Origin of the sequence: Bacillus sp. DE0042, from assembly GCF_007680225.1 — a bacterium.
GTDB classification, from domain to species: Bacteria; Bacillota; Bacilli; order Bacillales; family Bacillaceae_G; genus Bacillus_A; species Bacillus_A wiedmannii.
The window spans coordinates 240,820-259,772 of record NZ_VEJP01000008.1; the positions used below are offsets into that span (position 1 = coordinate 240,820).

The 18,953-nt window shown below is 33.3% G+C and carries 23 protein-coding genes and 1 pseudogene; 14 read left to right on the top strand and 10 right to left on the bottom strand.

Translation table 11 applies throughout. From position 1 onward, the window contains the following. Positions 1 to 15: 15 nt before the first annotated feature. Positions 16 to 1,341, bottom strand: coding sequence for an ArsB/NhaD family transporter (locus FS802_RS25655; RefSeq protein WP_000437998.1), 1,326 nt, complete (start codon positions 1,339 to 1,341; stop codon positions 16 to 18). 262 nt (positions 1,342 to 1,603) lie between these two features. Between FS802_RS25655 and FS802_RS25660 the strand changes: the two genes are divergently transcribed. Both FS802_RS25660 and bshB2 read left to right on the top strand, forming a co-directional pair. Continuing rightward, the gene (locus FS802_RS25660) at positions 1,604 to 1,954 is read left to right on the top strand and encodes a YojF family protein (protein WP_000407039.1); all 351 of its coding nucleotides are present in this window, start codon (positions 1,604 to 1,606) and stop codon (positions 1,952 to 1,954) included. Between the two features lie 15 nt (positions 1,955 to 1,969). Then, positions 1,970 to 2,632: a bacillithiol biosynthesis deacetylase BshB2 gene (bshB2, locus tag FS802_RS25665; protein ID WP_000439468.1), complete on the top strand. Its 663-nt coding sequence runs from the start codon at positions 1,970 to 1,972 to the stop codon at positions 2,630 to 2,632. A 110-nt stretch (positions 2,633 to 2,742) separates the two neighbouring features. Here the strand turns inward: bshB2 and FS802_RS25670 are convergent, their stop codons facing one another. Both FS802_RS25670 and FS802_RS25675 read right to left on the bottom strand, forming a co-directional pair. Further along, positions 2,743 to 3,171, bottom strand: a complete 429-nt coding sequence (locus tag FS802_RS25670) for a cytidine deaminase (protein ID WP_098654182.1) — start codon at positions 3,169 to 3,171, stop codon at positions 2,743 to 2,745. Positions 3,172 to 3,277: 106 nt separating this feature from the next. Beyond that, a complete protein-coding gene (locus tag FS802_RS25675; protein WP_098654181.1) occupies positions 3,278 to 3,829 on the bottom strand; it encodes a DUF5823 family protein in 552 nt (183 codons plus the stop codon). 364 nt (positions 3,830 to 4,193) lie between these two features. Here FS802_RS25675 and FS802_RS25680 point away from each other — a divergent pair, with 364 nt between their 5' ends. The 5 genes from FS802_RS25680 to FS802_RS25700 all read left to right on the top strand — a co-directional run bounded on the left by FS802_RS25680 (position 4,194) and on the right by FS802_RS25700 (position 9,811). After that, the gene (locus FS802_RS25680) at positions 4,194 to 5,393 is read left to right on the top strand and encodes a multidrug effflux MFS transporter (RefSeq protein WP_144525572.1); all 1,200 of its coding nucleotides are present in this window, start codon (positions 4,194 to 4,196) and stop codon (positions 5,391 to 5,393) included. Positions 5,394 to 5,637: 244 nt separating this feature from the next. After that, positions 5,638 to 6,105 (top strand): hypothetical protein, encoded by a 468-nt coding sequence (locus FS802_RS25685; RefSeq protein ID WP_098985901.1) that lies wholly within the window; start codon positions 5,638 to 5,640, stop codon positions 6,103 to 6,105. A 9-nt stretch (positions 6,106 to 6,114) separates the two neighbouring features. After that, positions 6,115 to 7,215, top strand: coding sequence for a DUF456 domain-containing protein (locus FS802_RS25690; RefSeq protein ID WP_144525574.1), 1,101 nt, complete (start codon positions 6,115 to 6,117; stop codon positions 7,213 to 7,215). A gap of 134 nt (positions 7,216 to 7,349) precedes the next feature. Further along, positions 7,350 to 7,898, top strand: coding sequence for a hypothetical protein (locus tag FS802_RS25695; RefSeq protein WP_144525576.1), 549 nt, complete (start codon positions 7,350 to 7,352; stop codon positions 7,896 to 7,898). Positions 7,899 to 8,419: 521 nt separating this feature from the next. Further along, positions 8,420 to 9,811 carry an amino acid permease gene (locus FS802_RS25700; protein ID WP_144525578.1) on the top strand — a complete coding sequence of 464 codons (1,392 nt, stop codon included), beginning with the start codon at positions 8,420 to 8,422 and terminating at the stop codon, positions 9,809 to 9,811. Positions 9,812 to 9,859: 48 nt separating this feature from the next. Here the strand turns inward: FS802_RS25700 and FS802_RS25705 are convergent, their stop codons facing one another. After that, positions 9,860 to 10,879 (bottom strand): zinc-binding alcohol dehydrogenase family protein, encoded by a 1,020-nt coding sequence (locus FS802_RS25705; RefSeq protein WP_098654179.1) that lies wholly within the window; start codon positions 10,877 to 10,879, stop codon positions 9,860 to 9,862. Between the two features lie 187 nt (positions 10,880 to 11,066). Here FS802_RS25705 and aiiA point away from each other — a divergent pair, with 187 nt between their 5' ends. Next, the gene (gene aiiA, locus FS802_RS25710; protein WP_144525580.1) at positions 11,067 to 11,819 is read left to right on the top strand and encodes a quorum-quenching N-acyl homoserine lactonase AiiA; all 753 of its coding nucleotides are present in this window, start codon (positions 11,067 to 11,069) and stop codon (positions 11,817 to 11,819) included. A 42-nt stretch (positions 11,820 to 11,861) separates the two neighbouring features. Here the strand turns inward: aiiA and FS802_RS25715 are convergent, their stop codons facing one another. The 3 genes from FS802_RS25715 to FS802_RS25725 all read right to left on the bottom strand — a co-directional run bounded on the left by FS802_RS25715 (position 11,862) and on the right by FS802_RS25725 (position 13,370). Next, positions 11,862 to 12,356, bottom strand: coding sequence for a hypothetical protein (locus FS802_RS25715; RefSeq protein WP_120450614.1), 495 nt, complete (start codon positions 12,354 to 12,356; stop codon positions 11,862 to 11,864). 89 nt (positions 12,357 to 12,445) lie between these two features. Further along, positions 12,446 to 12,910, bottom strand: coding sequence for a DMT family transporter (locus tag FS802_RS25720; protein WP_098708184.1), 465 nt, complete (start codon positions 12,908 to 12,910; stop codon positions 12,446 to 12,448). 13 nt (positions 12,911 to 12,923) lie between these two features. Beyond that, complete coding sequence (locus FS802_RS25725) at positions 12,924 to 13,370, bottom strand: DMT family transporter (RefSeq protein ID WP_016135053.1); 447 nt, start codon at positions 13,368 to 13,370, stop codon at positions 12,924 to 12,926. A gap of 109 nt (positions 13,371 to 13,479) precedes the next feature. Here FS802_RS25725 and yeiL point away from each other — a divergent pair, with 109 nt between their 5' ends. The 4 genes from yeiL to FS802_RS25745 all read left to right on the top strand — a co-directional run bounded on the left by yeiL (position 13,480) and on the right by FS802_RS25745 (position 16,301). After that, positions 13,480 to 14,172, top strand: coding sequence for a transcriptional regulator YeiL (yeiL, locus tag FS802_RS25730; protein WP_002096404.1), 693 nt, complete (start codon positions 13,480 to 13,482; stop codon positions 14,170 to 14,172). A 13-nt stretch (positions 14,173 to 14,185) separates the two neighbouring features. Continuing rightward, on the top strand, positions 14,186 to 14,536 hold the full coding sequence (locus tag FS802_RS25735) for a glyoxalase superfamily protein (protein WP_000632414.1): 351 nt from the start codon (positions 14,186 to 14,188) through the stop codon (positions 14,534 to 14,536). A 208-nt stretch (positions 14,537 to 14,744) separates the two neighbouring features. Continuing rightward, positions 14,745 to 15,788, top strand: a complete 1,044-nt coding sequence (locus FS802_RS25740) for a flavin-containing monooxygenase (RefSeq protein ID WP_098708183.1) — start codon at positions 14,745 to 14,747, stop codon at positions 15,786 to 15,788. Between the two features lie 264 nt (positions 15,789 to 16,052). Further along, the gene (locus tag FS802_RS25745) at positions 16,053 to 16,301 is read left to right on the top strand and encodes a hypothetical protein (RefSeq protein WP_000666939.1); all 249 of its coding nucleotides are present in this window, start codon (positions 16,053 to 16,055) and stop codon (positions 16,299 to 16,301) included. 36 nt (positions 16,302 to 16,337) lie between these two features. On the opposite strand, the gene FS802_RS25750 is transcribed toward FS802_RS25745, so the two are convergent. Both FS802_RS25750 and FS802_RS25755 read right to left on the bottom strand, forming a co-directional pair. Further along, on the bottom strand, positions 16,338 to 17,375 hold the full coding sequence (locus FS802_RS25750) for a serine hydrolase domain-containing protein (protein WP_098654176.1): 1,038 nt from the start codon (positions 17,373 to 17,375) through the stop codon (positions 16,338 to 16,340). A gap of 111 nt (positions 17,376 to 17,486) precedes the next feature. Further along, positions 17,487 to 17,680, bottom strand: a pseudogene (locus FS802_RS25755) (hypothetical protein). A 132-nt stretch (positions 17,681 to 17,812) separates the two neighbouring features. Here FS802_RS25755 and FS802_RS25760 point away from each other — a divergent pair. Then, positions 17,813 to 18,094 (top strand): hypothetical protein, encoded by a 282-nt coding sequence (locus tag FS802_RS25760; protein ID WP_000397708.1) that lies wholly within the window; start codon positions 17,813 to 17,815, stop codon positions 18,092 to 18,094. 29 nt (positions 18,095 to 18,123) lie between these two features. Here the strand turns inward: FS802_RS25760 and FS802_RS25765 are convergent, their stop codons facing one another. Continuing rightward, positions 18,124 to 18,414 carry a DUF3784 domain-containing protein gene (locus FS802_RS25765; protein ID WP_000171763.1) on the bottom strand — a complete coding sequence of 97 codons (291 nt, stop codon included), beginning with the start codon at positions 18,412 to 18,414 and terminating at the stop codon, positions 18,124 to 18,126. Between the two features lie 124 nt (positions 18,415 to 18,538). On the opposite strand from FS802_RS25765, the gene FS802_RS25770 reads away from it, so the two are divergent. Continuing rightward, positions 18,539 to 18,820, top strand: coding sequence for a MazG nucleotide pyrophosphohydrolase domain-containing protein (locus FS802_RS25770; RefSeq protein WP_001028124.1), 282 nt, complete (start codon positions 18,539 to 18,541; stop codon positions 18,818 to 18,820). The last annotated feature ends 133 nt before the right edge of the window (positions 18,821 to 18,953 follow it).

Genomic DNA, 18,953 nt, shown 5'->3' on the forward strand with positions numbered 1-18,953 from the left:
CACGCACTACAACTATTACATTAAATAACGTAAATATATATAAACATGTGATAGTAATAATGCAATAATAGTTAACGGTAAACCAATTTTTAAGAAGTCCATATAAGAGAAAGCATGTCCTTCACGTTTTGCAATACCAGCAACGACTACGTTTGCGGATGCTCCGATTAATGTTCCGTTTCCTCCTAAGCAAGCCCCAAGTGATAACGCCCACCATAGTACTTCGATTTGCGGAGAATCAACAGATAATCCGAGTCCTGTAGCTAAGTCTTGAATAAGTGGGATCATCGTTGCGACAAAGGGGATATTGTCAATTGTTGCAGATGCAATGCCTGATACCCATAAGATAAGTATCGCAGCGAAACCGATATCACCGTTCGTTACGTCGAGCACTTCTTTTGCGAGTGAAGAAATAAGTCCGATATCAATTAAACCGCCAACGAGAACAAATAGTCCAGCGAAGAAGAAAATGGTTACCCATTCAACGTGGGCAAATACATCTTCAATATCATGTTCTTTTACGCCAATTAGCATAAGAAGTGTAGCGCCTGTCATCGCGATAACCGCAGCGTCTACATGAATAATCGAATGAAGTACAAAGCCTAAAATAGTTAGTCCTAAAATTGAAATGGATTTTAAAAGGAGGCTTTGATCTTTAATATAATCTTTTTCGTTCAATGCCATTAATATTTTAATTTGCTCAGTTGTTGTTTTTAGTTTGTTACGATACATAAAGTAAATAATGCCAAGTGTAACGATAGAAATAATAATTACGATTGGAGCTAAGTTTAGTAAAAAGGCATTAAAGTCTAAATGCTTATTTGCTGACCCAATCATAATGTTCGGTGGGTCACCGATTAATGTTGCTGTTCCGCCTATATTTGAAAATAGCACTTCTGAAATCAAATAAGGAACAGGGTTTACTTTTAAAATACGTGTAATGGATAGTGTAACAGGTACGATTAGTAAAACGGTCGTTACGTTGTCCAAAAAGGCAGAACCGACAGCAGTTAATAAGGATAGTAATAATAAAATGCGGATTGGTTTTCCGCCAGCTGCTTTTGCTGCTTTAATGGCCACAAATTCAAATACGCCTGATTGACTCGTAATATGTACGAGAATCATCATCCCAATTAAAAGGGTGATCGTTTCCCATTGAATATGTGATGTGAAAGCGGTATGTAAATCTACAACTCCAAAAATAATCATAATAGCAGCGCCGAATAGTGCGATTACAGCACGATTCAATTTCTCAGAAATAATAAATCCGTACGTGATTAAAAATACGGCAATTGCAAAATAATATTGCCAATTTGCTACTTCATGTGCTGATTGTTCCAATCATGTCACCTTCTTTAAAGTATGTATTCAATTGTCGAAATGTATCTCGCTATATTAATACGGGATAAAATATATTGTAGCAAATTCAAAAAAGAAAGAAAACTATTTAACAAAGTGAAGGAAAAAATATGATTTTTACATATCATATAAAAAATATAAAAAACACAGTGCAAATTATTAGGAAAAGTGAGCATTGTCCTCTAATATAGAGATAGCAATTTACATTATTTTTGCGTAAAATGGTTTAAAGAGGTGAATTCCGATGGAAATAGTAAAAGATAGTTCTCTTATTCAAAATGAAATTGAACGTTTTGTAAATAAAGATGTATATATTCATTTAGAAACAACGAACGGAGCGTATGCGTCACACTTTAACGAAAAGATGATGACAGTTGGAGCATTCATTCGAAATGCAATTATTCGCTTTGAGCGCGGGAAGATTACTGGAACGAATCCATACCGAGTTGGTTTGAAAATGGATCATGGTTGGGTATATGCAGAAGGTATTACGCACTGGGAAGTAGACGATAAAGAGCGTTTATTACTTGCAGGGCATGATAATCAAGGTCGCTTAGCAGTTGCACTTGAGTTAAGCTTAACACCATTTAAGTAAGAAGGAGGGAAACTTATGGAGAGACATGTACTTGTTGTATTTCCGCATCCAGATGATGAAGCATTTGCGGCGGGAGGAACAATTCGCTTATTAACAGATCAAGGAGTACCTGTAACATATGCGTGTGGTACTTTAGGACAAATGGGACGTAACATGGGGAAAAACGTATTCGCTAACCGTGAAACGATTCCAAATATCCGTGAAAAAGAATTAAAAGATGCATGTGAAGCGATGGGAATTCAAGATTTAAGAATGCTTGGTTTCCATGATAAAACGTTAGAATTTGAAGATGTTGATTTCGTTGCAGATAAAATTGAAGCAATCATTCAAGAAGTAAATCCATCTCGAATTATTACATTTTATCCAGAGCACGGTGTACATCCAGATCATGATGCATTTGGCCGCGCAGTCGTTCGTGCTGTATCACGTATGCAAAAAGAAGAACGTCCAGTCATTCATGCAGTTGCGATTACGAGAAATCGTGAAGCTGTATTAGGTGAGCCGGATGTTGTAAATAATATTAGTGAAGTATTCGAGCATAAATTAGCTGCACTAGGTGCGCATCGTTCACAAACAGAAGCGATGTTAGAAGAAACACATGCAAAAATCAAAAATAAAGATGCAGCAACTTTAAAATGGCTGCAACTTGAACAATTTTGGACTTATAAATGGGAGTAGGCTAGAAGGAAACTTCTAGTAGCTCTTACATAGAAAAAGCACCGTCATTTGTGACGGTGCTTTTTTAGTGAATAATCTTTATTCTCCGCTATTTGAGAGTAACCTCCACTTTACCGTGTACTCCATTCTTTTGTAAATTCATCATGATATGCTTCGCTCCAATGGTATGGCTGCAACTCTTTTAACGGTTTGAAAATGATATCTTGTTTCGAATTTGTAATGGCGCATAGTACTTCTGGTCCCCAATAAAATAAACGTTCTTGGCATACACCACAAGGTGATAATACTTTTAATTCAGAATGCTCATTTTCTCTTGCAAGACAAATCGAATGTGTAACTTTCTTATGAAATTTATGAGCTTCTAAAATTGCACCTGTTTCCATACAAAGTTCTGTTGAAGCGTTTATTACGTCAGGGCCCACGCTTGTATAAATGGATCCATCTTCTACACGGATTGCTGCAGCTCCGCCCCAATTATGCGGATATCTTTGGCCAATTAAATTTTTCACTGCATCATATAATTGTTGTTCAATGCTCAATTGTATTTCCTCATTTCTGCTTAATTTTCGATTCAATGACTGTTATTTTTTTAGTTACAAGGCTAAAAAAGAATAGACACTCAATTTCAAACTATAAATGCAAGAATTACTCTTCATCTGCATACTTTTCCTCTAAAGAAATTAATACAGCAATGAATCCGAGTACTATAATAATTAAAGTGGTTATAAAAGATTTAGAAAGAGAAAAAGAACCTGCAATGAAAGGTGATAAAAACTTGAATGAAAGTATACTAGCTAGTAAGGACACTACTAAAATGGTAAAAAGAGCTACATTTTTATTACTAATAGATGATTGTAAAAAGTCTTTAATAAAGCCAATAGAGACAAATATAGTTAGTATGATAAGGGAAATAAAATAATGTGTTACATTTGTCATACTAATAGTAGGATCGTCTATTATGTAGGCAAGTAACTTAGATATTAACATACCACCAAATAATAGAATGATAAAAGCGAGTAACTCTGTTGACATATAAGTGCTAAAATTGACTTTCTTTTTAAAGAGCTTATAGCTTAGTGTAGCCTGGATTATTTGCATGATAAAAAGAGCGATAATCCACACATAATAGACAATTGGTAATTCTCCTGAGAATAGAGCAATCAGGAAATTTATTACTGTCTTTAAAATTTCAATCATTACGAAAGGCCTCCTGTTTGTAAGCTTTACGACATTAAAATATGCTAGTCTGTGGTTTAATAATTAGAACTATCAATTCAAACTATTCCTAATTATTCCATAAAAAGGTGGCAGCATCAAGTTATCTTTTTAACAAATACTCTAAGGCCCAACACTAGAAAAAGAAACGCAATATGTAATATAATTGAAAAAGTATATATTAAAATCAATGTTAATATTACCCTCCTATAAGTATTAACATACGTAATTGAGGTGTTTTCTTTGTTGTTTTATGATCGAATTTCTATAATGGCCCCTCCTGTTCCGTAGCTTAGGAAAGTCTTTTTATTTCTGAGATTTTCAAAGTTATAGGAGGGTATGAAAAATGAAAAAAGTCTCAGTACCATCACTTTTGTTAATGATTATTCTTGTGGCATTTCCGCAAATTAGTGAAACGATTTACACACCGTCTTTACCTGACATTTCAAAGGCGCTACATGTAAGTAATAATGAGGTACAGTTAACTCTTAGTGTGTATTTCGCTGGATTTGCTTTAGGTGTATTTTTTATTGGATGGTTATCGGATATAGTTGGCCGTCGCCCGGCAATGTTATTTGGAATTGTAATATATGGTGTAGGTAGTTTCTTATGCTTTATTGCAAATTCCATTGAAGTTTTATTGCTAAGTCGTTTTATTCAAGCGTTTGGAGCAAGTGCTGGCTCTGTTGTTACACAAACGATTCTTCGTGAAAGTGTAGAAGGGCATAAGAGGCATGTTATGTTTGCTCAAATTTCGGCAGTCATTGCTTTTACACCAGCGATAGGACCGTTAATTGGTGGCTTTCTAGATCAAATGTTTGGATTTAAAATCGTATTTTTAAGTTTAGTAGTTATGAGTGTCGGAATTTTTCTGTATACGTTTGTTTCTCTTCCGGAAACAAAAACGGACTCAGTAACGAATAAAATAAATGTGTTTTCAGTCTTGAAGAGGTTAATTACAAATCCAAAAGTAGTAACATATGGGTTATTAATTGGAGGAGCGAATGGTGTTTTATTTAGCTATTATGCAGAAGCGCCGTTTATCTTTATTGAATACTTTCAGTTATCGCCTAGTATGTATGGACTTCTAGGAATTGTTGTTGCTTCCGCTTCTATTATTGGAGCGAAAGTTTCGAAACGATTGCTTGCCACGTATAAACCAGAGAAGATTATATATATCGGTTGTCTCGTAATGACAGGAGGAGCTATTCTTTTATCTGTTATTACCTCACTGGGCTCAAATCCAAACATAATATATATGATTGGATTTTTAATAGCGATGTTTATATTGCTATTAGGAATTGGAGTAGCGTTGCCTAACTGTTTAAGTTTAGCATTAGTAGATTTTCAAGATGTTATTGGTACAGCAGGAGCATTGTTTAGCTTAGGCTATTATGTAATTGTAACGATGACAGTTTGGGGAATGAGTCAACTCCATACGGGCTCGTTGATGGTGATGCCACTTTATTTTCTGGCTATTGTAGTTATCATGATGGTGTTTACTAAAGTGTTTATTTTAGGTAAACAAACTTCAAAAATGATTTGAAAATAAAATAGGAACAAATCATTATTTTGTGTAAATGTATTAACCCTTAAGTATAAAGATAAAAATGCTCTCTCAAAATTTTTTTGGAGAGCATTTTTGTTTTGTTTCATCTAAAATATTTCTTTCATTCAAATAAATCCCTATGTTTAACATTTTTTGGATAATGTAGTTGTGATGAGGATATTCTTTTATTATAATTACTAATATATTAGAATTATTATATGTTAGAGGGAGCGAACGTTTTTTGAGTGAAGTATCTAAAGAAATTAAAATAGCAGAGAAATTAAAATTTTGGGAAGAACAAGATCAAATAAATAAAGAATTAATACCGAGAGTTGTGAAAAGTCATGAAATGATTACAGACTTGGCAGCTCAATTTGATAAAAATTTAATATCTATGTCTTTGTTCCAAGAAAACATAGATGAAAATGATGAGGAGATTAGTAGTTTACATGAGAAGTTAAAAAGCGAATCATCTAAACGGATGGAACAAATAAGTAAATTAACTGCTAAAGTAGAAGAACAAGACATACATATTAGTGAAATGAAAAGTATGTTGATGAATCAAGAGGAAGAGATAAGAGAAGTAAAAAAAGTTCTGGAAAAAGTGAATAAAAATTTAGGAGTTACAGGGAATAATAACCGGAATTTAGCTGTCAATATAGGTGTTTTAATTGCAATGATACTATCTATTATTGCAATTATTCTATGAGGTGTACGTATGGAATCCTATAAAATGTTGGAGTCGTTAAAAAAAATACCGAAATCAGCATCGAATAATGTATCAAAAGAAAAAATGTTTTCTCGGTTAGAAGCGTTAAAAGATAGGGATGTTGTACTACAAGCAGGCATTTATTCATCAATAATAGGTTATCAAATACTTGAAACAAGGAATGTTCCGGATGAGTTGTTTGATGCATATGCTTCCCAGTACCCACAACTTTCTAGTAGTGGTATGTCTCTTTATGAAAAGTATGTAGAAGTTTATGAAAAGGGAGAAAGCTCTATTGCTGGTTTTGTAAATGGGGTTAAAGGAAAGCAATTTGAATATTATGTCCAAAATAATTTATCAGAAAGATATCCGGACTATGATTTTACTATTGCAGAGAGTGCCAACCAACCTATATGGGATATAAAAGGTATTAGCCAAGAAAACGGGGAAGAAATGTTAATTCAGGTGAAAATGATGGATACTGCGCAAGCAAACCATTTGTCTAATATTATGCAAGCTAATCCAGATGTTTATTATGCTACTAGTTCAGAAATACGAGAAAAAATTCTTGCTGCAAAACCGGAATTACAGGAACAATTTATTCCAATCGATATCTCAAGTTATGAATTTACACAAGATGTACAAGATGGATTGGAAACATTGAGGGAAAACTTAGGGATTGATTTACCAGATGAAGTTTTTGCACTAGCACCATATTCAACAGAAATAGTTTTAGGGATAAGACTACTCTTTGATTTAGCCTCGGTGAATAGAGATTTTAAACAAGTACAAGCTACTGACAAAGCACGTCTAGGAGCAGTGAAAGCTTTAATTCTGTTTTCAAGGTTTGGCATCAATACAATTTTAGGTGTTGTGGGATCGTCACTAGGTACAATAGCAATACCTGGTATCGGTACAGTGATAGGTGTAGTAGCTGGAGTATATGTAGGGAGTAAATTAAATAGAAAAATTGCACCATACTCACTGAAAATTGCATACACATTAGTAGGACTTAATGAAGAAGATGTATTCTACTTTAAAAATATGGAAAGGGTACATGATTTGGCACTTGAGTATAGAAAAAATAGTTTGCTTTTACAACAACCGTAAGTTTATTTATAAAAGAGTCTCATTTTTTAATGAGACTCTTTTATATTTTATGAAAATAATTATAGTTATGAATATGTAATTAATGTTAAAATATAACAAAGTTGTATAGTTATAGTTTTTGGGAGGGTGAAAATATGTTAATGAATCTAGTATGCATTCTACTAATCATTTCCGGATTTATAATAGTTATACGAAAAACTTTCATTGTAAACCACTCTCTTTGTAATTTAATGGCATTCTTTTGCGCTTATATGACAACATCTTCCTACGTATTAGAGCAACTTTCATTAACGAAAACTATATTGATATTATGTTTGTTGCTTATAACTTTTATTTTTGTATACTCACATTTTGATATTAGAGGATTAGCTTTTAACGATTACACAGTATTCAATCTACCTTCTAGCCGGGTGAATATATTAGTGAAAAAAGGGTTAACTGAAGCGAACATAGAATTCACATTGGATAAAAATAATATATATTTATCAGGTTCTCCTGTTAAAATTCGAATATTGAATAGACCATTACATACAACTAATATTTTATTTAGAAAATGCCCAGAGGATATAAAGACAAAAATGAAAGATATTATTAAGGAAAAGATAAAAGCTGAAGAGAAAAGTTTTCCACTTTCCGGTGTATTGTTGATTGTTTTAAGTGTAGTTATATTTTTCTTAAAGTAGGAGATGGGATAGAAAATTTTTAGCTGTGGTAATGGAATAAATAAGAGATGTAGAAGCCAGTGACTTTGTAGTTTTATTAATATATTAAATTTCTGCGTGGTGCGTTAATTGCATGTGTAAACAATTGCAGTACAAACTATAATTAGTGTAATAACCGAGGAGGATAGAATCTCCTCGGTTATTTATACTGTAATAATATTCATGCCGGAATCATATTGAATAGATGTATTTTATTGTTAATTTAGTTAAAAATTAATCAGACTTATGTATAATGATTTACCGAAAAAATAATTGAACTTTTCAGATAAATGAATTAATATAAGGTAAGTAATTTTAAGATTTATAGAATATTGGAAGATGAAAGGTTTTGAGAATTTTGTAAGAGGCAAAAAACGATTTTAGGATAGCTTTAAAGTTAGTCTAAAATGATGTTTGCTTCATCATTTTCAGGGCCGAAAGGAATTAGGTAAAGCATCTTGTTTTAAAATGCGGCTATGAATCATCTAAGAGGGGGAAGTGAAGTGGCAAACAAGGAATTGAAAAGGGGCTTAGAAGCACGTCATATTCAAATGATCGCTTTAGGCGGAACAATTGGTGTTGGTTTGTTTATGGGGTCGGCCAGCACGATTAAATGGACAGGTCCGTCAGTAATGCTTGCCTATGCAATTGCAGGTATTTTTATCTTCTTCATTATGCGTGCGATGGGTGAAATGTTGTATATGGAGCCGAGTACAGGTTCATTTGCGACGTTCGGTCATAAGTATATTCATCCGCTAGCTGGCTATATGACAGCGTGGAGTAACTGGTTCCAGTGGGTTATTGTTGGGATGTCAGAGATTATTGCAGTTGGAGCGTATATGAAATATTGGTTCCCGGAATTACCAGCTTGGATACCAGGTGTAATCGCAATGGTTATTCTTGGCGCAGCTAACTTAATTTCTGTTAAGTCATTTGGTGAATTTGAATTTTGGTTTGCGATGATTAAAATCGTTACGATTCTATTAATGATTATTGCGGGATTTGGACTTATTTTCTTTGGAATTGGTAACGGCGGAGAAGCGATTGGAATATCTAATCTTTGGTCAAATGGCGGTTTCTTTACAGGTGGTTTTTCAGGATTCTTCTTTGCATTATCACTTGTAGTTGGTGCATACCAAGGTGTGGAATTAATCGGTATTACTGCTGGTGAAGCGAAAAATCCGAAGAAGACACTTACAAGAGCGATTCAAAGTACAATTTGGCGTATTTTAATATTCTATATCGGTGCTATTTTCGTTATTGTAACTGTGTATCCATGGGATCAATTAAGTACAATTGGTAGTCCGTTCGTAGCAACTTTTGCGAAGGTTGGTATTACGGCAGCAGCTGGACTTATTAACTTCGTTGTTATTACAGCGGCAATGTCTGGTTGTAATAGTGGTATTTATAGTGCGGGTCGTATGCTTTATACGTTAGGTGTAAATGGACAAGCACCGAAATATTTCACGAAACTTTCTGGAAATGGTGTACCTTTATTCGGTACAGTTGGCGTAATTATCGGTTTAGCGGTTGGTGTTGTATTAAGTTATATTGCACCGAAAAACTTATTCGTATATGTATATAGTGCGAGTGTACTTCCTGGTATGGTACCATGGTTCGTCATTTTAATTAGTCAAATTAATTTTAGAAAAGCAAAAGGGGCAGAGATGAAAGATCATCCGTTCAAAATGCCATTTGCTCCTGTTACAAACTATTTAACAATTGCCTTTTTAATTATGGTATTAATCGGAATGTGGTTTAACGATGATACGCGCATTTCACTAGTTGTAGGTATTGTTTTCTTAGCTATCGTAACAATTAATTTCTATGCTTTCGGAATAGGGAAACGACCTCCGTTAGATGTTCAAAATGATCAAGAGATTTCAAGTAAATAAAGATAGTAAAAAGTCCGATTTCTCATATGGAAATCGGACTTTTTGTTATTAAAATTTCTCTAAAACGATTTTCCCAATGGTACTTCCGCTTTCAAGTAGTGCATGTACTTTCTTTACATTTTCAGCATTAATTGGTGTGAATGTTTCATTTAAAGTAGTCTTTAAAATGCCTTCATCTAATAGTTCGCTTACTTTATTTAATAGTTCGTGCTGCGTAATCATATCGCCAGTTTCATACATTGCTTTTGTGAACATAAACTCCCAAACGAGTGTAGCACTTTTACTTTTTAAAATACCCATTTCAAGAGGGTGTTCATTTTCTACGATAGAGCAAATTTTTCCTTGTGGTTTAATGAGGTCACATATTACTTGCCAATGTTGATCTGTATTGTTTAAGCAGAAAATATAATCTACATCTTTTATCCCGAATTCTAATATTTGATCTTGTAAAGGTTGATGATGGTTAATGATATAATCGGCACCGAATTTTTCAACCCAGTGTATCGTTTCATTGCGGGATGCAGTTGTGATTACATTTAATCCAGCCCATTTCGCAAGTTGAATTGCAATCGAGCCAACACCACCAGCACCGCCAATGATTAAAATGTTTTTGAATGTATTCTCATCTCTTTTATTATAATCAATACTTAAACGTTCAAATAAACCTTCCCATGCTGTAATAGCTGTTAAAGGAAGTGCTGCAGATTCAGCGTCACTTAACGTTTTTGGTTTCTTACCAACAATTCTTTCATCAACTAAATGGTATTCACTATATGTACCTTGTCTCGTAATGCTTCCAGCGTAAAACACTTCGTCGCCTTCTTTAAATAACGTACAACCTTCACCAGTTTGTACGACTACACCACTAGCATCCCAGCCAAGTATTTTCGCTACATCTTCTTTTTTATCTTTCGGAGAGCGAACTTTAGTATCAACTGGGTTAACGGAAATAGCGTTAATTTTAACAAGTATGTCTCTTCCTGTAGCAACAGGTCTTTCAACTTCAATATCAATTAAACTGTTTTCTTCTTCAATAGGTAAGTATTCATGTAAACCGATTGCTTTCATTTCTATTCCCTCCATTAAAGTAAGAGTCATTTACTCTTTTATTATAGATGGTGAAATGCCATTATGTAAAAAAGTACACTCTTTTTTATTTATGCTGGTATGAAAGTGTGGAAGGAGTTTATTTCTAAAAAGCAGAATTATTTACTGTGTTATTTTATCTTAAATTAAATGTAAAGGTGGATACATAATGTCAGTAAAAAAGCTTTATTTCATCCCAGCAGGTCGTTGTATGTTAGATCATTCTTCTGTTAATAGTACGCTCACACCGGGAAATTTATTGAACTTACCTGTATGGTGTTATCTTTTGGAGACAGAAGAGGGGCCTATTTTAGTAGATACAGGTATGCCAGAAAGTGCAGTTAATAATGAAGGTCTTTTTAACGGTACATTTGTCGAAGGGCAGGTTTTACCGAAAATGACTGAAGAAGATAGAATCGTGAATATTTTAAAACGGGTTGGTTATGAGCCGGAAGACCTTCTTTATATTATTAGTTCTCACTTGCATTTTGATCATGCAGGAGGAAATGGCGCTTTTATAAATACACCAATCATTGTACAGCGTGCTGAATATGAGGCGGCGCAGCATAGCGAAGAATATTTGAAAGAATGTATATTGCCGAATTTAAACTACAAAATCATTGAAGGTGATTATGAAGTCGTACCAGGAGTTCAATTATTGCATACACCAGGCCATACTCCAGGGCATCAATCGCTATTAATTGAGACAGAAAAATCCGGTCCTGTATTATTAACGATTGATGCATCTTATACGAAAGAAAACTTTGAAGATGAAGTGCCGTTTGCGGGGTTTGATTCGGAATTAGCCTTATCTTCAATTAAACGTTTAAAAGAAGTTGTGATGAAAGAGAAGCCGATTCTTTTCTTTGGACATGATATAGAACAGGAAAAGGGATGTAAAGTGTTCCCGGAATATATATAGTGCAAAAAGGTCATGAGCTTACGTGCTCATGACCTTTTTCGTTTAAATAATTTTTTTGAATAAGTTATAAACTTTTTTAGAACTATCTTCATTTAATTGATAGTACGTAAGGTTTACATCATCAGGAGTATCTTGCTGAGCAATCATCACTTCGTTATTGTGATGGTCAACTACCCATATGAAATATTTTTTATAAGTTCCATCCTCGAAAGTAATCCACATATCACAATCTATTAAATCTGATCCTTCTTCATCTAATGTTAATTTTCCTTTTTTGGCGGTATCCATACTGTTAATGAAAGTTTTTAATTCATCTGTTTTTGTGAGAAAGATATCCTTTTTTGTTTTAATTGACTCGACATGTATATCTTTTATTTCCTGCTTTCCTAAAAAGACAAGGGGCTCATTTGGGTCTCTTTGAGTTGAAATGATAGTAGCTTTTTTCTTTGGTTTATTTGCTGTATAGAAATCTTGAATAGATTTCCCAGAGTTGAAAAACCATGCGATTCCAAAAATAATCAATGCACTACCTAGCAGTAAAATGATTTTCTTAATAGAATATTCTCCTCTCTATTACTTCATATGAAGAGCTTTTCTATTAATATATGATAGGTAAGCGTAAAGTATTATAGTTGAACTTGGTTATTCTGCACAGTTTTAACAGGGCGATCTACGAGTAAATTGTAAGTGAGTCCGATTAGTACGAAAATGCCACCAACAACCTTTCCCGTAGAGAGTTCGTGTGACAAGATGAAATCAATGATAGTCCCCGCAAATAATTGTCCAATAAAGATGAGTAACGTTAAATAAAATGCTGATATTTTAGGCGTAATATAGTTCGATAACGAGATGACGATAACGCCTACTAATCCGCCTAAGTAAACAGCGATAGGAATAGATTGCAACGTATGACTAGGAATGTATATTGAATCTGAACTGAAAATTAAAAATAACATAGAGAAAAATAATCCAGTAATATAATTAAAAAACGTGCCTTCCCAATTTCCAATTTTCGCTGCTAAATTCGCGTTAATAATTCTAGCAACAACGATAGAAACACCAGCTAAAGTAGCGATCGTAACATATAACATTTTCTTGCCCCCATTAATAAATTGTCATGATTATAATTCCGGAAGAGATGAAACATAATCCAATTAGTTTTTTCTTTTCAAACTTTGCAACTTGCATTCCTAATAAGCCGAAATGATCAATAACGATGGAAGCGATGGATTGACCGAGTAAACTTAATGCGATCGTAATAGAGGCACCAAGGACGGAGAAACTTATATTATTAAAAAGAACAGTGAATACTCCAATCGCTCCAGCGCTATATAGAAAAAGTGGAATGCCTTTATCGAAACGAATTTTATTTTTGTTTATGATTAAAATGAAGATAACTGCAATTAAACCGACAAGGTGAATGACAACGCTTGCTGTGTACTTGCCAATTAACTCAGATAAAATCCCATTCAATGGCAGCATAACGGCGATGAGCACACCAATAAAGACAGAAAGAAAGTTATACAATGTAATATCCCCTTTGTATTTCATATTTGTAATGACTGTATCATGCTGAAATTGTGTATTACTATGACATATGTCATAGTGGAAGGAGAAAATTTTGATTACAATGGGGAGTAGTTGTAAAGGCGGGGGAACTATGAAGAAAGTATGTAATTCAATTAAATTAGCAAATTATATGAAACAAAATAATATTGATTCATTTTTTAGTAATGATATGAAACCGTATATGGAACTCATATTTTTTAAAAAGAATGAGTTTATTTGTAGAGAAAATGAAGAGATAGATTATTTATTTTTCTTCGTTGAAGGAAAAGCGAAAGCGTTTAATACATTAAGTAACGGGAAATCTGTATTATTATGCTTTTATGATAGTTTGCAGCTGTTAGGAGATGTGGAGTTAATTCATTCTCAAAAGACTGCTTCAAACGTACAAGTAATGGCAGATTCATATTGTGTTGGTTTACCTTTAGGAAAAGTGAGAAATCAACTATTTCATGATGCGAAATTTTTACGATGTATTTGTGGATCGTTAGCACATAAGTTAAATCGACTTTCAAAAAATAGTACAATTAATTTACTATATCCACTTGAAAATAGACTTGCGAGTTACATGTTAGCAGCAGGGGAACGAGCGGTGCAGCACGGAAATCGAATTGTATTTAGTGGGAATTTAACAGAGACAGCTGAATTGTTAGGAACGAGTTATCGACACCTATTACGTACATTAAATGTTTTTTGTGATAAAGAGATTATAAAAAAGAACAATGGTTGCTTTGAAGTAGTGAATGTTGAAGTTTTGAGGGAATTGGCGGCAGATGTTTATAAATAGGAGGAGATAATAAATGATTACACCTATATTTAGAATTTTTGATGTTGAAAAAGCAAAGCTATTTTACATAGATTTTTTAGGGTTTAAAATGGATTGGGAACATCGGTATGAGGAACATATGCCATTATATATACAAATTTCGTTACATGATGCTGTAATACATTTATCAGAACATCATGGGGATGCTTCGCCAGGCGGTGCGATTCGGGTCAAAATAGATAATGTAAAGGATTATCATTCTATATTATTAAGTAAAGAATATGCTTATTCGAAGCCAAATATAGAAAAAACACCTTGGGATACAATCGAATTAACTGTAATTGATCCGTTTTCAAATAGAATCGTATTTTATGAGGAGAGATGATAGAGCCGGAAGGGATTAATATATAAATTTTTTAGAGAGAGTGCAGTGTAATTGCGTATTAAATAAATGTAATGAAGAGTAGCTCATAAAGCAGTGAACTGCTCTTTTTCATTTTGTTAAACAGATTGAATTATTGAAAAATAAATCGTATGATAAAAAATATGAACAAATGAGCATATATTCATGTGAAATGAGAAGGAGGAAAAGGATGTTAGATGCAATTATCGTCGGAGCTGGTCAAGCTGGATTAACAATGGGATATTACTTGAAGCAAGAAGGATATAATTTTTTATTACTTGAGGCAGGAAACCGAATTGGGGATTCATGGAGAAACAGATATGATTCTTTACAGCTCTTCACACCGAGGGAATATAGTAGTTTACCAGGTATGATAGTAAAAGGAGAAGGAAAGGGATTTCCATGTAAAGATGAAATGGCAACGTATTTAGAAGAATATGCAAGGTACTTTACATTACCGATCCAATTGCAAACCGAAGTTTTAAAAATAAAGAAAGAAAAAGAGATATTCGAATTACATATTCCTACAGAAATTTTACAAGCAAAAAAGGTTGTTATCGCAACAGGTGGTTTTCAGCAACCGTACATCCCCTCATTTTCACAACATCTTTCATCACATATCTTTCAAATACATTCATCACAATATAAATCACCATCAAAAATTCCTAAAGGAAAAGTACTAGTAGTAGGTGGCGGGAATTCAGGAATGCAAATCGCAGTAGAACTTGCAAAAACTCATGAAGTTACAATGTCTATCGGTCATCCTTTAACATTTTTACCGTTACATCTTTTTAGAAAAAGCATTTTTAATTGGCTAGAAAAATTGGGTTTATTGTACGCCGAAGTAAATACTAAGAGGGGAAAATGGTTTCAGAAGAGAAAGGATCCTATTTTTGGTTTTGAAGGCAAGGAACTTATTCGTAATGGAGTAATTAAACTAGAGAAAAAAGTGGTTAGTGCATCAGAAAATAATATTATGTTTCAAAATGGTGGCACGTATAGTGCAGAAAGCATTATATGGTCAACTGGTTTTATTCAGAACTATAAATGGATTGAAATAGAAAAGGCAGTAAATGAGAATGGATTTCCTAATCATGTAAGAGGGATAAGTCCAGTAAAAGGATTATATTATATCGGTTTGCCGTGGCAATCTCAAAGGGGATCTGCACTTATTTGTGGTGTAGGAAAGGATGCAGCGTATTTACTTTCTGAAATCAAAAAAATAGATCAGTAGCAACAACTACTGATCATCCATATGTACATGAATTAGGAGAGGTCAAACATTTATTAACTTTATTATAATAGATTTTCATAAGAATAAAAACTGAAAATTCTAATTTTATGTTGAGAAAGTTTTTTGTATCGAAATATATAAAAGAATAGGGCTTTTAGTAAAAGAGATATGATATTTATATTTTAATAAATTGTGATATAGTTTATGAAGAATAGATTACATAAAATGTTATTTTATTACATAGTGATGAAGGGGGAAATTGTTGTGAAGTTTGATGATCAACGCCTATTAGGAGTACGGTTAGGTTCTATACTTGTAACAGAGGAAAATCAATATTTAGTAGTTAAGAAAAAAGATCATTATGCACTTTTAAATATACATAATTTAGAATGCACACATGTTGAAGTGCAGCTAGAACATATTGAAGAAATGTTGCAGGAAGATTTTCAAGAAAGTATAACGGAGATTATCGCACCAGAACATATAAAAATTGTTGCGAAAAATGTTATATAAAGAAAGAAGCTAGAAGGAACAGCTTCTTTCTTTTCGTTATAAGGATAACGTTTTTAACACGTCACCAATAATCCCTTCCATTTGATGAACGCCTAAGTCAGCGTTCGTCATTATAACAGCACCATTACCTCGGTATGGATAGCATATCATCATACATTGAAATCCAACGCCCCATCCAAGTGAATATATTTGTAAGTCTTTATTCGAATCATCTAGAAACACACCTAACCCAGTCCATTTTGAGCAACCTTGAGGAGAAATCATATCTTGTACTAATTTTTGAGAAAGTTTTAGTTTGTCCTTTCCTTGTAAAGAATGAATGATTTCAATTACTAAAGTTGATAAGTCTGTTGGTGTTGTCCAAATACCTGAAGCAGCTGCGAATGGATAAAATGGATATTTCTCATTTGTAACGGTGCCATCTTTATTATGCCCACAAGCAAAGGCCTCCATTTTATTTATATCTTTAGTAGAGAATAGCATGCTATTTTTCAGTTGTAGTGGCTGAAAGATATATTCTTCAAGTAAAAGATTGAATGGTTTTCCAGTTATATCTTCAAGTAGTAGTTCAATAATACAAAAGTTTGCATCAGAGTAGTGAAATTCGCTTTCTGGTTTATAAGTTATTTCTATCGGTACTGGACAATATGATGTTTTACCGGCAAGGATTTCAGACATATTTGGTCGCCCTTGTGCAAGTGTATAATGCTCAAAACTATTAGGAGGATCAATGATTCCAGATTGGTGGCTTAATAAATTTCGCAATGTGACTTTTTTCTGTGAGGTAAATAGATTGGTAGGTATGTTCCAAGATGTGAGTCTATCATTTACGTCTTTATCTAAATGCACGATCTTTTGATCTGATAACGTTAGTACGAGCATTGTAGTGAAGAATTTACTAATAGAACAAGAATTGAATATGGAATTCGTAGTGATAGTTTTAGTTGTTCCAGATTCAAGTGTTCCAAAAGCAATCGCTTCGTCTAGTTTGCCTTCACGTATAACGGCAAGGCTTAAACCTGCAACGGAATATTGGTTCATTTTCTCGTATATAGTGTTACTTTTTAAGTTCATAGTGACTCCTTTCTTCGAAAAGACAGAATGTTAGTTCTATTATACAGTAGTTAATAGAGAGAATGAGAGAAAAAGAAAAAACTTCATCTTTTATCGATGAAGTTCTTTTAGTTAATTCGAAGTGAATGTTTTAAAAAATTTGTCTCGGTACATGTACATAAGCCATGAGGTTGTTAGTAGGAAATAATGATTTGTTTATTTTTAAATGGCGCATTGAAAACAAGCCAGCCAACGATATCAAATAATAAATGTAGTGCAATTGAAAGAACTACAAATTGTAGTAGCGTATTTAAAAATCTTTTCATAAAGTGTCCACCTAAAATAAAAGGTTGTATCAACAATGTTGCACATTACTGTTATACATTAAATGTGTTTTATGGTAAAATTTACATAAGTTAGTGAAATAAAACAAATGAAAGCTAATAGGAGGGATAGTCATGGAATTTTGGATGATCATACCGATAGCGGTCTTTGGATTTATTTATATCGTTGAAAAATTAAATAAAATCGAAAAGAAAACAGATGCCCGTTTAAAGCGGATGGAAGATAGATTACAGCTAATTACGAAAGAAATGGGAATTATAGATAGAGAACCTGAAATTAATAAAGAGTTGCGCCAGCTTATGGAAGAAGGAAAAACAGTTACAGCAGTTAAGAGAGTAAGAGAGGCTTTCGGGTTTTCCTTATTAGAAGCGAAGCAATATGTTGATAAATTATAAAAAAGATCATCCGATTGGGTGGTCTTTTTTCATTGCACCATGCGTGTATTTACATAAGCAGCGATTATAACGTGCCCAATTATAATGATAGGAAATACGATTTTTGCATTAGGAGTAAGGAAGACACTACCAATTGTGGCGATAACACCGGCAGTTAAATTATAAAGACCAACTATTTTTGATAACTTTACTTTATTTGGTACACGGCGTTCATTGAATCCTGATAAGAGCCAAGTGTATTGTTTTACTCCGATGAAATAGGCTAGTGCAAATGAAATGATTGCAAGTATGAATAATGATGGGGAAGCGAAGAGAGTCATTGAAAACACCTCCGTTAAAGAGTTATAAATAAATTATAATATGAATGTTATAATTTAACAAAATACATTTTTGATTTTAAGTGTAATAGAAAAACGGAGTATTTGTGATGAAGGGAGATTAAGTATGAATATTGTGGAATTCCAGAGATATGTATCAAATTTCAGTGAAGAAAAAGGATTTCAAGATACGACAATTGAAGAGCGTACGATGTATGCAATGGCGGAATTAGGTGAATTAGCGGAAGTTATATTAAAGCGTAATAAAATACAAAATGCAAAAAGAGAAATCGGTTTAGAAATGTTTGATGTAATTTGGAATGTATGTGATTTAGCAAACAAGTTAGAAATTGATTTAGAGAAGGCGTTTGAAGAAAAAATGATGATAAATAAAAAGCGTGAATGGTAGGTAGAATTTTAATTTGTAAAGATGGGTGATATGAATGAAAAAGAAGCTTATTATAGTGCAGTGACCCCTGTCAAGTAGACAGTATTAAAAAAGCGCAACTAAGCAACCTGAGTTCTATATTTATATGGACTCA